Annotated in this window: 10 protein-coding genes; 8 read left to right on the top strand and 2 right to left on the bottom strand. The window is 71.9% G+C overall.

From position 1 onward, the window contains the following. Positions 1–27: 27 nt before the first annotated feature. The 7 genes from E1212_RS15195 (at position 28) to E1212_RS15165 (ending at position 9,443) form a co-directional block, all read left to right on the top strand. Positions 28–1,047 carry a LacI family DNA-binding transcriptional regulator gene (locus tag E1212_RS15195; protein ID WP_131983882.1) on the top strand — a complete coding sequence of 340 codons (1,020 nt, stop codon included), beginning with the start codon at positions 28–30 and terminating at the stop codon, positions 1,045–1,047. A gap of 95 nt (positions 1,048–1,142) precedes the next feature. Further along, entirely contained in the window at positions 1,143–2,336 is a 1,194-nt protein-coding gene (locus E1212_RS15190; protein ID WP_131983947.1) for a sugar ABC transporter substrate-binding protein, read from the top strand. Positions 2,337–2,340: 4 nt separating this feature from the next. Beyond that, positions 2,341–3,309, top strand: a complete 969-nt coding sequence (locus E1212_RS15185) for a carbohydrate ABC transporter permease (protein WP_131983880.1) — start codon at positions 2,341–2,343, stop codon at positions 3,307–3,309. After that, the gene (locus tag E1212_RS15180; protein ID WP_131983878.1) at positions 3,306–4,127 is read left to right on the top strand and encodes a carbohydrate ABC transporter permease; all 822 of its coding nucleotides are present in this window, start codon (positions 3,306–3,308) and stop codon (positions 4,125–4,127) included. Before E1212_RS15185 ends, E1212_RS15180 begins: the two co-directional genes overlap by 4 nt. Before the next feature lie 25 nt (positions 4,128–4,152). Next, positions 4,153–6,168, top strand: coding sequence for a glycoside hydrolase family 31 protein (locus E1212_RS15175; protein WP_131983876.1), 2,016 nt, complete (start codon positions 4,153–4,155; stop codon positions 6,166–6,168). Beyond that, complete coding sequence (locus E1212_RS15170; protein ID WP_131983874.1) at positions 6,165–8,024, top strand: glycoside hydrolase family 127 protein; 1,860 nt, start codon at positions 6,165–6,167, stop codon at positions 8,022–8,024. Before E1212_RS15175 ends, E1212_RS15170 begins: the two co-directional genes overlap by 4 nt. Before the next feature lie 207 nt (positions 8,025–8,231). Further along, positions 8,232–9,443: an MFS transporter gene (locus E1212_RS15165; RefSeq protein ID WP_131983872.1), complete on the top strand. Its 1,212-nt coding sequence runs from the start codon at positions 8,232–8,234 to the stop codon at positions 9,441–9,443. 25 nt (positions 9,444–9,468) lie between these two features. Here the strand turns inward: E1212_RS15165 and E1212_RS31110 are convergent, their stop codons facing one another. Further along, on the bottom strand, positions 9,469–10,062 hold the full coding sequence (locus tag E1212_RS31110; RefSeq protein WP_131983945.1) for a DUF202 domain-containing protein: 594 nt from the start codon (positions 10,060–10,062) through the stop codon (positions 9,469–9,471). 61 nt (positions 10,063–10,123) lie between these two features. Continuing rightward, complete coding sequence (locus E1212_RS31105; RefSeq protein ID WP_420814382.1) at positions 10,124–10,324, bottom strand: YidH family protein; 201 nt, start codon at positions 10,322–10,324, stop codon at positions 10,124–10,126. A 404-nt stretch (positions 10,325–10,728) separates the two neighbouring features. Here E1212_RS31105 and E1212_RS15150 point away from each other — a divergent pair, with 404 nt between their 5' ends. After that, entirely contained in the window at positions 10,729–11,622 is an 894-nt protein-coding gene (locus E1212_RS15150) for a sugar phosphate isomerase/epimerase family protein (protein WP_131983870.1), read from the top strand. Positions 11,623–11,627: the final 5 nt, after the last annotated feature.

Raw genomic sequence — 11,627 nt, 5'->3', positions numbered from 1 at the left:
ACCGGTTCGCAGATTTCAGGAGGAACAGTGGTCACGATCGGTGACGTCGCCCGGGCGGCCGGGGTCTCCCGCAGCACGGCCTCGTACGCCCTGTCCGGCAAGCGAGCGATCTCCGCGGAGGTCCGGCAGCGGGTCAACGACGCCGTGCTCCGGCTCGGCTACACCCCCAACGCCGGAGCCCGCGCGCTGGCGACGTCGCAGACCATGGTGATCGGGCTGCTGGCGCAGTTCCTCGAGGACGAGTTCGCGCCTGCGATGTTGGAGTACATGCTCGGTGTCTCCGACACCGCGCGCGAGCTCGGCTACGACGTCCTGCTCGTCACCGAGGCCGACGGCGACAAGGCGCTGCGCCGCATCACCGACTCCCGCATGGTCGACGGACTCGTGCTGCTGAACGTGGCCCAGGACGACGACCGCCTGCCGGTGCTGCGCGCCGCGCCGCAGCCGGGCGCGCTCGTCGGCCTGCCCGGCGACTGCTCCGGCCTGGACGTCTTCGATCTCGATTTCGAGGAAGCCGGCCGGATGATGGTCGACCACATGCACCGGCTGGGCCACCACGAGCTGATCCTCGTGTCCCAGCCCGAACACGTCGTCCAGCGCGGCGGCGCCTACGTCTGGCGGCTCCAGGACGCCGCCCTTCAGCAGGCCCGGCTGCGCGGCGTCACCCTGCACGCGGTGTTCGGTGAGTCGCGGCAGCCCGCCGTCGGGCGGTCGCTGCACGCGCTGCTCGACCGGTACCCCTCGGCCACCGGGCTGCTGCTCAACAACGAGGCCGCCGCCGCGGCTCTCCCCACCGTCCTGCACGAGCGCGGGCTCACCGTGCCGGACGACCTGTCTGTCATCGGCCGCTACTCCGACGAGTTCGCCCGGGTCTTCTCCCTGCCGTACTCGTCCATCGAGAGCGCGCCGGACCGGCTCGGCCGGATGGCCGTGCGCCAGTTGGTCCGCCGCATCGAGTCCGAGGCCGGCCGGGCCGAGCCCTACGTCGTCCGGTTCGTCGCCCCGGAGCTCGTCGACCGGAAGAGCACGGCCGCCCCCCGAACCTGACCCATCCCACTCGAGGAGGAAACGCAGTGAAGCGTCCATCCACACCGGCGCGCGCCCTGGGCGCGGCCGGGTCCGCCATACTCGTCGTCACCGCCATGGCTGCCTGCTCGTCGTCCGACGACGGCGGCGGCAACGCCGAGGCCTCGACCGACACCTACACCTGGTGGGACCCCTACCCGCAGCACGACGAGGCCTCCGACTGGGCGCAGCGGGTCGCGGCCTGCGGCGACGAGGCCGGCGTCACCATCGAGCGCACCGCCTACGACACCACCGCCCTGACGAACCAGGCGCTGCTGGCCGCGCAGGAGGGCACCGCGCCGGACATCATCCTGCTCGACAACCCGGCCGTCTCGACCCTGGCCGACACCGGCATGCTCACCACGATGGAGGAGTTCGGCTTCGACACCTCCGCCATCGACGAGAACCTGCTGGCGGCCGGCGTCGTCGACGGCGACGCGTACGGGATCCCGATCGGCGCGAACACGCTGGCCATCTACTACAACCAGCAGATCCTCGACGCCGCGGGCGTCGACCCCGCCTCGATCACGGACTGGGCCTCGCTCACCGCGGCGCTGCAGCAGGTGACCGGCGCGGGGCACAAGGGCATCACCTTCGCCGCCATCGGCACCGAGGAAGGATCGTTCCAGTTCCTGCCGTGGTTCTGGGGCGCCGGGGCCGACCTGCGCGACCTCGACTCCGCCGAGGCCGTCGAGGCGCTGCAGCTGTGGACCGGCTGGCTGGAGGCCGGGTACGCACCGAACTCCGTGATCACCAACTCGCAGAACACCACCTGGGAGGAGTTCCTCACCGGTGAGTTCGCGTTCGCGGTGAACGGCACCTGGCAGGTCAACAGCGCCGCCGACGCCGGGTTCCCCACCGGGGTCGTCTCCGTCCCCGGCGTCGACGGCGGCGCCGCGCCCACTCCGACCGGCGGTGAGTTCATCACCGCGCCGGTCCAGGACGACACCGCCCGCTACGACGTCACCACGCAGATCGTCGAGTGCATGTCCACCCCCGAGGGCCTGGTCGAGACGGCGAACACCTTCGCCTACTACATCCCGCCGACGGCGGAGGGCCAGGAGGCCCTGCTGGCGGAGGACCCGAGCCTGCAGCCGTGGGTCGACGCCGTCCGTACGGCGAAGGGGCGGACCAGCGACGACCTCGGCACCGACTACCCGCTGATCTCCGAGGCGCTCTGGACGGCGGTCCAGAACGCGCTGAGCGGCTCGATGAGCCCGGAGGAGGCGCTCGCCGAGGCACAGGCGAACGCGGAGTCGGCGACCGAGTGACGTCATGTCTCCGACCGTGAACGGCGCCACGGTGGTGGCGGGGGCCGCGGCGCCCGCCACCACCGCGAGCGCTCCCCCGACCCGGCGCCGGATGTCCTCGACGCGCTGGGCGGCGCTGGCCTTCCTCGCGCCGCTGCTCGCGTATCTGGCGATCTTCTACGCCTACCCGCTCTACCGGAACGTCGAGCTCAGCCTGCACGACTACACCCCGAGGGCGTTCGTGCAGGGCAACGCCGAGTTCCTCGGCCTGGCCAACTACGCCGACGTCGTCACGTCCAGCACGTTCGGCTTGGCGCTGCGCAACACCGCCCTGTTCACCCTGGTGTCCATTGCGGCGCAGTATGCGATCGGGCTGGCGCTGGCGGTGTTCTTCCACCACCACTTCCGGCTGTCGGCGGTGCTGCGTGCGATGTTCCTGGTGCCGTGGCTGCTGCCGTTGATCGTGTCCGCATCGACCTGGTCCTGGATGCTCAACAGCGAGAACGGCATCGTCAACTCGGTGCTGGAGGCGTTCGGCATCGGCCAGATCAACTGGCTGACGTCGCCGGACTCCGCGCTGTGGTCGGTGATCGTCGCGAACATCTGGCTGGGCATCCCGTTCAACCTGGTGATCCTGTACGCCGGCCTGCAGAACATCTCCGGCGACCTCTACGAGGCGGCGGCACTGGACGGCGCCAACGCGTGGCAGCGGTTCTGGCGGGTGACGTTCCCGCTGCTGCGCCCGGTGTCGGCGATCACGCTGCTGCTGGGCCTGATCTACACGCTCAAGGTGGTCGACGTCATCTGGATCATGACCACCGGCGGGCCGGGCAACGCGTCGATCACGCTGGCCGTGTGGTCGTACCGCGAGGCCTTCGGCACCGGCCAGCCGGACTTCTCCCCCGCGGCGGCCGTGGGCAACCTGCTCATCGTCATCGCGCTGGCCGCCGGCTTCGTCTACCTGTACCTCCAGCACAGGCAGGAACGGTCATGAACACTCACCGCCGCTCCTGGTGGAAGACCGTGCTCGGGCTCGTCCTGACCGCGATCATGCTCTTCCCGGTCTACTGGATGCTCAACGTGTCGCTGACGAGGACGGGCGACATGCGGGCCGACCCGCCGCACTGGTTCCCCTGGGCGCCGACGTTCGAGGGCTACACCGACGTGTTCGGCGACCAGCTGCCGGCGCTCACGACGAGCATCCTGGTCGGCCTCGGCTGCGTCGCGCTCACGCTGCTGATCTCCGCGCCCGCGGGCTTCGCCCTCGCGCAGCTCCGGCCGCGCGGGTCCGGCGTCCTGAGCTTCCTGCTGCTGGTGGCGCAGATGATCCCGAGCGTCGTGATGGCGATGGGCTTCTACGCCATCTACGTGCGTCTGGGCTGGCTCAACACCGTCTGGGGACTGATCATCGCCGACTCCACCATCGCGGTGCCCTTCGGCGTGCTGCTGTTCACGGCGTTCATGTCCGGCATCCCGCGCGAGCTCGTGCAAGCGGCGAAGGTCGACGGCGCGAGCACCTGGCGGACGTTCCGGTCCGTCGTGCTGCCGGTGAGCCGGAACTCGGTGCTGACGGTGTCGCTGTTCGCCTTCCTGTGGGCGTGGTCGGACTTCATCTTCGCCTCCACCCTGAACCGCAACGGCGACCAGATCCCGATCACCCTGGGCATCTACGCCTACATCGGCAACAACACCACTCAATGGAACTCGATCATGGCGACCGCCGTGGTCGCCTCCGTCCCGGCCGCGGTGCTGCTCGTCGTGGCGCAGCGCTACGTGGCGGGCGGCGTGACCGCCGGCGCCGTCAAGGATTGAACCGAACCGCGAGGACAAGACATTCATGGTGACCTTCCACCCTTTTCCCACCATGCTGGAGGTGCGGCACCGTCACGAGGTGCTGACCATCGAGGCGTGGGGCTCGGACAGCGTGCGCGTGCGCGCGGCGCAGTACCGGATCCCGTCCGAGAGCCACGGCGCGCTGGACGAGCCGCCGAAGGCCGACCTCCCGGTGATCACGGCCGACGAGGGCAGCGCCAGGGTCGTGCACGGGGAGCTCACCGTCGACGTCCGGTTCGACCGGACCGCCGCGTACCCCGAGCCGCTGCTGACGTTCCGCCGCACGAGCACCGGCGCGGAGCTGCTGGCCGAGAGCCGCGAGCACTTCTGGCTGCCGGGCGCCCGGCACTTCCAGGGCAACCGCTCCGGAGCCTACGAGATCCACCAGCAGTTCGCCGCCTACCCCGGCGAGAAGCTGTTCGGCCTGGGCCAGCGCACGCACGGACGGCTCGACCTCAAGGGCCTGGCCCTGGACCTCGTGCAGCGCAACGGCGAGGTGTCGATCCCGTTCGTGCTCTCCGACCGCGGCTACGGCCTGCTGTGGAACGTCCCCGCCGTCGGCCGGGTCGAGTTCGCCGACAACGCGACCCGCTGGCTGGCGGGGCAGGCACGCGAGATCGACTACTGGGTCTCCGCGGCGCCCACCCCCGCGGAGATCCTCGCCCGGTACGCCGACGCCACCGGCCACGCGCCGGAGCTGCCGGCCTGGGCCAGCGGCTTCTGGCAGTCGAAGCTGCGTTACCGCACCCAGGACGAGCTGCTGGCCGTCGCCCGCGAGCACCGCCGGCGGGGACTGCCGCTCTCGGTCATCGTCGCGGACTACTTCCACTGGTCCGCGATGGGCGACTACCGGTTCGATCCGGACGAGTGGCCCGATCCGGCCGCCATGGTGGCCGAGCTGCGCGAGCTCGGGGTCGAGCTGATGGTGTCGGTCTGGCCGACGGTGTCGCCGCTGTCGGAGAACTACGCCGACTTCCGCGACCGCGGCCTGCTGGTCGGCGCCGACCAGGGCGTCGAGGCGCACCAGACCATCCAGGACAAGGGCATGACGACGCCGATGCCGGTGGCCTTCTACGACCCGACGAACCCCGCCACCCGCGACTACGTCTGGGACCTCGTGCGACGCAACTACCTCGACCTCGGCATCCGGGTGTTCTGGCTCGACGCGTCCGAGCCCGAGCTGAACCCGTCGCACCCCGGGAACCTGACGCTCCATGCCGGCCCGGGCGCGGAGGTCGCGCCGATCTATCCGCGCGACAACGCCCGGCTGTTCGCCGAGGGTCTGGCGTCCGCGGGAGCGGAGCCGACGGTGCTGCTGTCGCGCTCGGCCTGGGCGGGCTCGCAGCGGTACGGCGCCGCGGTGTGGTCCGGCGACATCCCGGCGACGTGGGAGTCGCTGCGCGTGCAGGTGCGGGCCGGGCTGTCGATCGCTGTGTCCGGCATCCCGTGGTGGACCACCGACATCGGCGGCTTCCACGGCGGCGACGCCCGCGACCCCGCCTATCGCGAGCTGATGATCCGCTGGTTCCAGTACGGCGTCTTCTGTCCGCTGTTCCGGCTGCACGGCGACCGCGAGCCGCGCACGCCGACGTCGTACGCGCAGACCGGGGGGCCGAACGAGGTCTGGTCCTACGGCGAAGAGGCCTACGAGATCATCTCCGGCCTGCTGCACCTGCGTGAGCGGCTGCGTCCCTACCTGCATGAGCAGATGCGTGTGGCCGCGCGGACCGGGCTGCCGCCGATGCGGCCGCTGTTCGTGGACTACCCCGGCGATCCGCGGGCGTGGGAGGTCGACGACGTGTTCCTGTTCGGCCCGGACGTGCTGGTCGCGCCGGTGACGTCGCCGGGCGCCCGGTCGCGCGAGGTGTACCTGCCGGCCGGGGCGGCTTGGGTGGACGCCGCCACCGGATCCCTCGTCGAGGGCGGCACGACGGTGACCGCGGCGGCGCCGCTGGAGCAGATCCCGGTCTTCACCCGGGCTGGATCGGCAGTCCGGCTGCGGACGGAGGCGGCGGCGTGACAGCGGAGGAGACCGTCACCGGCGTCGACGCGGCCGGCGGACGACCGGTCGTGCCGGCCCGCGGTGCGCAGCGGCCGCTCGGTCTGGCCGAGGTCGGTGTGACCGGCGGCTTCTGGGCCGAGCTGCAGGCCACCAACGCCGGCGCGACGCTGGAGCACTGCGAGTCGTGGATGGAGCGGCTGGGCTGGCTGGCCAACTTCGACCGCGTGGCGTCCGGCACCACGGGGCCGGAGCGGCCGGGCTGGTCGTTCTCCGACTCCGAGGTCTACAAGCTCGTCGAGGCAGCCGCGTGGGAGTACGGGCGCACCGGAGCGCCCTCCGCCGACGCCATGGTGCGCCGGCTCACCGCCCGGATCGCCGCTGCGCAGGACGCCGACGGCTACCTGAGCACCTGTTACGGGCACGGCGGGCAGGATGCGCGCTACAGCGACCTCGAGACCGGTCACGAGCTGTACAACACCGGGCATCTGCTGCAGGCCGCGGTTGCGCGGCTGCGCACGACCGGTGCCGACCCACTGGTCGACGTCGCGCGCCGGGCGGCCGACCACGTCTGCGCGGAGTTCGGGCCGGACGGCCGGCAAGGTGTGTGCGGGCACCCGGAGATCGAGGTCGGGCTGGCGGAGTTCGGCCGGGCGCTGGGTGCCGGCCGCTACGTCGAGCAGGCCCGGCTGTTCCTGGACCGGCGCGGTCGGGGCATCCTGCGCGACATCCCGCTCGGCCGCGCCTACTTCCAGGATGACGTCCCGGTGCGCGAGGCGACCGTCTTCCGCGGCCACGCCGTCCGCGCGCTCTACCTGTCCGCGGGCGCCGTCGACGTCGCCGTCGACCTCGGCGACGACGACCTGCTCGGCGCGGTCGCCCGGCAGTGGGACCACACCGTCGAGCGGCGCACGTATCTCACCGGCGGCATGGGCTCACGGCACCAGGACGAGGGCTTCGGCGAGGACTGGGAGCTGCCGGCCGACCGCGCGTACTGCGAGACCTGCGCCGGCGTCGCGTCGGTCATGGTGTCGTGGCGGCTGTACCTGGCCACGGGTGACGTCCGCTACGCCGACCTGATGGAACGCACGTTCTACAACGTCGTCGCCACGTCGCCTCGGTCCGACGGCCGGGCGTTCTTCTACGCCAACCCGCTGCACCAGCGCACCGCCGCCGGCGTCGGCGACGACGACACCGTCAGCCCGCGGGCCGAGGGCGGCACCCGGGCCGCCTGGTTCGACGTCTCCTGCTGCCCCACCAACGTGGCCCGGACGCTGGCGTCGTGGCAGGCGTACGCGGCGTCGTCCGGGCCACGGGAGCTGACGCTGCTGCAGTACGCGCCGGCCCGCATCGCGACCGGATTCGACGACGGCGGCGTCCTCGCGATCGAGGTCGACACGGCGTACCCGGCCGACGGCACGGTGACGGTCCGTGTGGCCGACGCACCGGCTCACGCGGTGATGCTGCGGCTGCGTGTGCCGCCGTGGGCAGGCGGCGCGGTGCTCAGCGAAGGCGGCCGGACCACGGTCGTCGCGCCCGGTTTCGCCGTCGTCGACCGCCCACTCGTCCCCGGCGAGCAGATCCGGCTCGTCCTGCCGGTCGCGCCGAGGCTCACCTGGCCGGACCGCCGCGTCGACGCGGTTCGTGGATGCGTCGCCGTCGAACGCGGACCGCTCGTGCTGTGCGCGGAGTCGGTGGACCTGCCGGCCGCCGTGACGCTCGACGACCTGCTGGTCGACCCCTCGGCGCCGCCCGTCCCACACGACGACGGGGCCATGCTCCGGACGGCCGGCGGCGACGACATCGTCCTCATCCCGTACCACCGCTGGGCCGAACGGGGGCCGTCGGCCATGCGGATCTGGTTGCCATCGAGGTGACCGGCAGCCCTCCGGCCGGCCGGACGACAGGGCCGTGCCCGCACCGGCGCTATCGCCGGTGAACGCCGGCGCTCCGTGGTCGGCCGGATTCTGGCAAGCGGCGCAGGCCGCGCTACGAGCGAGACGACGAGGATGCTCCGGGGCCGGGCGCGACGCGTCGACGACGTCACTGGACGTCCCGTCCCGGTCCCGGCATACGATTGGCCGATGCGTCTTGGTGGCCGATTCTGGCGGTTCTGGGCGGCGGCGACGTTGGCGAATCTCGGTGACGGCATTCGGGTGGCCGCGTTTCCGCTGCTGGCAGCGTCGCTGACCGACGACGCGTTCGCGGTGGCGGCGGTCGGCGCGGCGACGGCGCTGCCGTGGCTGCTGACGGGGCTGGCCGCCGGGTCGCTGGCGGACCGCCGCAGCGCGCGGACGCTGCTCGCCGGGGCCGATGTCGGCCGCATCGTCGTGTTGCTCGGGCTGGTGGCGGCGCTGCTGACGGACACCGCGACGCTGCCGTTGATCGCCGTCGCCGCGTTCGCGTTGGGTGTCGCCGAGACCGTCCGCGACACCGCCGCGCAGACCGTCGTGCCGCGGCTGGTGCCGTCGAGGCTGCTGGAGCGGGCCAACGGGCGCCTGGTCGCCGGCGAGGTGGCCGGTAACGAGTTCGTCGGGCCGATGGTCGGCGCCGCGCTGTTCTCGGTCGGCGTGGCGCTGCCGTTCGCGGCCAACAGCGCGACGTTGGCGATCGCCGTCCTGTTGGTGCTGTCGTTGCCCGCGTCGCTGCTGGCCGCGACCGCCCGGCGCGGCGAGGCCGGCGCGCCCGTGGTGGCCGACGGGGTGCGTGCCGGGCTCGGCTGGTTGGCGCGGCAGCGGGTGCTTCGCGGGCTGCTGGGCGCGGTCGCGATGGTGATGCTCGCCGACGCCGCCTGGTTCGCGGTGTTCGTGCTCTACCTGGACGCGCGGCTCGACGCCGGCGCACTCGGCTTCGGCGTGTTCCTCGCGATCGGCGGGGTCGGTGGCCTGACCGGCGCACTGCTCGCCGACCGCCTCATCGGCCGCCGCCGGCACCGGGCCGTCCTGCTGGGCAGCATCGCCGTCATCGCCGTGACACCGGCGCTGCTGCTTGCCGCGCCGACGACGTGGGCGGCGGTCGTCGTCGTGGTGGCGACCAGCGGCGGCTTCACAGTGCTCAACGTCGCGGCCGTCTCGGTGCGGCAGCGGCTGACGCCGCCGGGGCTGCTGGGACGGGTCACCGCGGCCTGGCGGACGGTGGTGTTCGGCGCCGGCGCGGTGGGCGCGCTCGGCGGCGGCGCAGTCGCATCCTGGCAGGGCCTGCAGGCGCCGTTCGTGCTCAGCGCCGTCCTCGGCGTCGTCGCCATCGCGCTCTGGTGGCTGTCCGCCCGCCGCGGCTCCGGCCCGCTGATCGCGTAGCCTCGCTCGTCTCCGGACGGCAGGCTCACCGAAGGTGGGAACAGGTCACACGCCGTTCCAGCCGACCACCAGCGCGTTCCAGATGCGGTCCGGAACTGAGGCCGGCGGGATAGGCGGCGAGTCCCGCGACGACCACGGCGCGTGGCGCCACAACCCAGGTGCGTGACCCACGGGAACGGGGGCGGCGGCCCGGGCGACGTGCGAGGCCTCCGGATTCTCCAGCGCAGCGGCGTTGGCCGTCACCAGCGCCGCCTGGAGCACGGTCCCGCCCTTGCACAAGCGCGTGAACGCCGGGTCCGACCCGTCCGGAATCAGATGTGGCCGCCGACCCTGACCACGAGGCAGCTCGTCGCCACCAGTGCCGCGGAGATCGACAGCGCCGCCATGGGGATCCCCCCGGCTGTGAGCCGCAACGGATCCCGGCGCAGTCCGGCGAGGACACGACGATGGCGCACGGTGATGACCAGCCAGTCCCGCCGCCGAGGAAGAGCCCGACACGGCCGGCGAGCACGCCGGCCACACCCATGTCCTCGGCCATGAGCCGCACCGCTACGGCACTGGCGAGCGCCAGCGAGAGGCACGTCCGGCGCCAGGCCAGCAACGTCCGCTCCGGCTGCAGACCGGGATCGACGTGGCCGGTCGAAGGAGCAGTCCGATCGCGATGAGCGTCGTAGCGCCGATCACGCCTGCGGTGAGGAGGGCGCCAGGATCGGCGCGGGAAGCGGCCGGCTCGCCCGAAGAGCTCGCTCGGTCCGCGACCAACCGATCCAGGCCTGGCCGGCGCTGCACAGACCGAGGGCGACGAAGGTGATGGCAGCGGCGGATCGCATCGCGCCCTGGATCGGCAGATCCAGGGCTTCGAGCGCCACGCCGGCCGCCACGAGCGCCAGCGAGGTACGTCTCCAGGCGAGGAAGGTGCGCTCGTTCGCCAGTCTGAACCGCGGGTCCGGCTGGGCGCGCCGACGAGGTAGACCAACTGCGGGAAGCGGTGCCTCACCGTGGCCACGCCGATCGCGGCACCCCACGGCTCGTGCTCCTTGGGCGCACCACGCCTCGGCCGCCAGTGCTCACCACTCGAGATCGTTCCCGCGCCATCGGGAAGTCACTTCCGCAGTTCGTTGCATGACAGTAATAATAGGAGCGAGGTTCGCCTACAAGGGCAGCGGGCACCGGCGGAATTCGCGCGGATCCGGAGATTGACACTGCATCTCTCGCGTCGCTAGCATCCGCTTAATTTCGTCCAGCAAGAAACGATGTTGCACTTCGCCAAAGGAGGCGGTGTCCCATGGCCGGACAGCAAGGCGTGGGGAGGCGGGCATTCCTCCGCACCGCGACCGCTGCGACCGCCGCGACCGCTGCGGTGGCGGCCGGTGTGTGGCCCGCGGTCGCGGCCGCCGACGAGGTGGCCGACAGGGCGCGGGGTCGCCGCATCCCGCGCACGTGGATCGGCCAGCAGTGGTTCATGATCCGCACTGCGCTGAACCAGGACTTCGAGGGCACCTGGGCCGCCGTCGCGGATCTCGGGATCACGAAGGTGGAGCTGGGGCCGTCGTTGTTCGGCCGCACGCCGGCCGAGTTGCGCGATCTGTTCGACAGCCTGGGTCTGCGCGTGGTCTCGCGAATGCTGAGCCTGCCGATCATCCGGACCGGCTTCGACACCGCGCTCGAGGAGTCGCGGGCCCTTGGCGTGCGCTATCTGCGCTGCAACGTGCTGCCCGAGGCCGACCGCAGGTCGCTCGCCGCTCTCCGGCAGGTCGCACGCGACTTCAACGTTGCCGGCGAGGCGGCCCGCGACGCCGGGTTCGTCTTCGGCCATCACAACCACGACATGGAGTTCCGTCCCGTCGAAGGTGTCACGCCGATGGAGGTGCTGCTCTCCGACACCGACCCGCGCCTGGTCGACCTCCAGCTGGACGTGTACTGGGCCCAGTTCGCCGGCGTCGACGTCGTCGAGTTCATGACCACGAACGCGAAGCGCATCGGTACGCTGCACCTCAAGGACATGGTGTCCGGCGGGGCGCAGACGGACATCGGCTCGGGGATCATCGACTGGCCGGCGATCTTCGACGCCGCCCGCCGCTTGGGGGTCCGGAACTACATCTTCGATCTCGACAATCCGCCGGACCCGATGGCCAGCGTGAAGGCGTCGTACGAGTACCTGACCGCGCTGCGGTTCTGAGGCTC

The organism is Jiangella ureilytica (assembly GCF_004348545.1).
GTDB lineage: Bacteria > Actinomycetota > Actinomycetes > Jiangellales > Jiangellaceae > Jiangella > Jiangella ureilytica.
The sequence above is the reverse complement of the archived record's forward strand: the minus strand, read 5'-3'. Positions and strand labels throughout refer to the sequence as shown.

Excerpts from the sequence above, each read along its gene's own strand:
- E1212_RS15190 (WP_131983947.1), top strand. The coding sequence starts at position 1,143 with ATGGCTGCCTGCTCGTCGTCCGACGACGGCGGCGGCAACGCCGAGGCC.
- E1212_RS15185 (WP_131983880.1), top strand. The coding sequence starts at position 2,341 with ATGTCTCCGACCGTGAACGGCGCCACGGTGGTGGCGGGGGCCGCGGCG.
- E1212_RS15180 (WP_131983878.1), top strand. The coding sequence starts at position 3,306 with ATGAACACTCACCGCCGCTCCTGGTGGAAGACCGTGCTCGGGCTCGTC.
- E1212_RS15175 (WP_131983876.1), top strand. The coding sequence starts at position 4,153 with ATGGTGACCTTCCACCCTTTTCCCACCATGCTGGAGGTGCGGCACCGT.
- E1212_RS15165 (WP_131983872.1), top strand. The coding sequence starts at position 8,232 with ATGCGTCTTGGTGGCCGATTCTGGCGGTTCTGGGCGGCGGCGACGTTG.
- E1212_RS15150 (WP_131983870.1), top strand. The coding sequence starts at position 10,729 with ATGGCCGGACAGCAAGGCGTGGGGAGGCGGGCATTCCTCCGCACCGCG.